The sequence below is a fragment of the Oleiphilus sp. HI0086 genome, assembly GCF_001635225.1.
In genome coordinates this window covers 1-827 of the sequence record NZ_LWFZ01001117.1, presented here as the reverse complement: position 1 = coordinate 827, position 827 = coordinate 1, and the positions used below count along the sequence as shown (strand labels likewise).

At 46.6% G+C, this 827-nt stretch carries 1 protein-coding gene; it reads left to right on the top strand.

The window, feature by feature from the left end; genetic code table 11:
* Positions 1–132 precede the first annotated feature (132 nt).
* Positions 133–827 (top strand): alcohol dehydrogenase catalytic domain-containing protein (locus tag A3756_RS19820; protein ID WP_156490622.1); only part of this gene is annotated, 695 nt, incomplete at its 3' end.

The following is an 827-nucleotide window of genomic DNA, read 5'->3' as shown; positions in this document are numbered from 1 at the left end:
ATTAAGCACCCAACCTAAAACAAAAGCGCTGGAAAAATTTTAGGAATATGTCAAGATTGGAACACGCTTCGGCCGATATAGGCTTGTAGCTAATCTGATTGTGAATTTCATCTTTCCCCCCGGAGAAACCTTGTGACTGACCAGTTTATTAAATCTAAAGCCGCCGTTGCTTGGGGCCCTAACACACCCCTGAAGATCGAAGAAGTCGATGTTATGTACCCGAAAGTGGGCGAGGTCTTGGTAAAGATCGTTGCAACCGGGGTCTGTCATACTGATGCCTTCACCTTGTCAGGTGAAGACCCAGAGGGAATTTTCCCATCAATCCTTGGTCATGAAGGTGGTGGTATTGTCGAAATGGTCGGTGAAGGCGTTACAAGCGTCGAAGTCGGCGACCACGTAATCCCGCTTTACACAGCTGAGTGTGGTGAATGTAAATTTTGCATGTCGGGGAAAACAAACTTATGCCAGGCCGTACGGGAAACCCAAGGTAAAGGGTTGATGCCAGACGGCACTACTCGTTTTTATAAGAATGGTGAACCAATCTATCACTATATGGGCTGTTCCACTTTTTCTGAGTATACCGTTTTACCAGAGATTTCCTTGGCGAAAGTAAACAAAGATGCTCCCCTTGAAGAAGTCTGCCTGCTAGGTTGTGGTGTAACAACAGGAATGGGTGCTGTCTTGAACACAGCTAAAGTACAGCAAGGTGATACCGTTGCCATCTTTGGCTTGGGCGGTATTGGTTTATCCGCTATTATCGGTGCCCGTATGGCAGGCGCTAGTCGTATTATCGGCATCGATATCAACGAAAGTAAGTTTGAACTCGC